We start from the raw sequence: 1,395 nt of genomic DNA, 5'->3' as shown, positions 1-1,395 counted from the left end.
AGTACTGCTGTAAATTTTTGATCTCAAGAATTTTCTTTCGTTCAGGTATTGCTGCCATTTACCCCACCTCCTGTTTTTTCAACTTAGCGTATACCTCTTTACGTCTCACAATTTCATTCGGCGGTGTTACAGCTGGCGCATCTGGATGCAACAGCCAAGTAGCGGCGAAATGAGTCGGTGAAACTTGGAAAACTTCCGGTTCTTCTTCGAAGTCAATTTCTAATGCATATTCATTTCGCGGAGCAAAAGCATCACCGGTAGTCGGATACAATAAGTTTGGCGGATTGCCCGGAATAGCATACAAGTCTGTTTCTTCAGTATCCAATGTCGGCATCGAGGCCAGTAACCCCCAAGTATACGGATGTTGCGGATTATAAAAAATTTCATCTACTGTTCCGGTTTCTACGATTTTCCCTGCATACATAACAGCTACCCGATCGGCCATATTGGCTACCACACCTAAGTCATGCGTGATAAAAATAATCGATGTATTGATTTTTGCTTTCAATTCATTCATCAAGTCGAGAATTTGTGATTGAATGGTGACATCCAATGCAGTAGTCGGCTCATCCGCAATCAAAACTTGCGGATTACAAGCCAATGCCATGGCGATCATCACTCGTTGGCGCATTCCACCTGAAAATTGATGCGGATAATGATGCATCCGATTCTCCACATCTTTGATCCCGACTAAATGCAGCAATTCCTTTACACGGTCAAAAGCTGCAGCTGTGTCCATATCTTGGTGTTCAATCAGCGGTTCAGCAATTTGTTTGCCAATTGTCATTGTTGGATTGAGCGAGGTCATCGGATCTTGGAAAATCATTGCAATTTCTTTTCCTCTGACTTTTTGCATTTCTTTATCAGAGAGAGACAACAAATCTTTATCCCTAAATTGAATCGATCCATTTTTGAGCAGCGTGTTTTTCGGCGGCAACAACCGCATGATCGCTTTTGTAGAGACAGATTTTCCAGATCCGGATTCTCCTACGATCGCAAGTGTTTCTCCTTTATATAAATCAAAATTCACACCGCGAACGGCGTTTACTTCTCCTTCAAATGTTTTAAAAGAAATAGCTAAGTCTTTGACTTCCAGTACCTTTTCTTTCTCCATCTCTCCACCTCTTCTCATTAGTTTTAAAGAGCTTTGAACATTAGCTCTTGTTGTTATTGAGCGCCTGATAATGACCATTCAGACAAATCAGACAAAGAGCCTGCCCAGAATTCTTTTATTCCGCCTGTTAATTCATTCCGTTTTACGGCGAATTGACTATCGGAATACAACGGCAGAACATACATCTGTTCTTGCCATAATGCTTGGAATTCATTATAAATCTTTTGCCGTTCTTCAAATGTGGTAGCTTTTTTGCCAGCTTCCAATAAAGCATCACTTTC

At 41.2% G+C, this 1,395-nt stretch carries 1 protein-coding gene and 1 pseudogene; both read right to left on the bottom strand.

Going from position 1 to position 1,395, the window contains the following annotated elements; translation table 11 throughout:
* Window positions 1-58 precede the first annotated feature (58 nt).
* The gene (locus tag RT405_RS11455) at window positions 59-1,114 is read right to left on the bottom strand and encodes an ABC transporter ATP-binding protein (protein ID WP_313469787.1); all 1,056 of its coding nucleotides are present in this window, start codon (window positions 1,112-1,114) and stop codon (window positions 59-61) included.
* 53 nt (window positions 1,115-1,167) lie between these two features.
* Window positions 1,168-1,395 (bottom strand): annotated as a pseudogene (locus RT405_RS11450) (ABC transporter substrate-binding protein); the annotation flags it as partial.

The organism is Carnobacterium sp., assembly GCF_032094055.1.
In the GTDB taxonomy this organism is placed as follows: Bacteria; Bacillota; Bacilli; order Lactobacillales; family Carnobacteriaceae; genus Carnobacterium_A.
The sequence above is the reverse complement of the archived record's forward strand: the minus strand, read 5'-3'. Positions and strand labels throughout refer to the sequence as shown.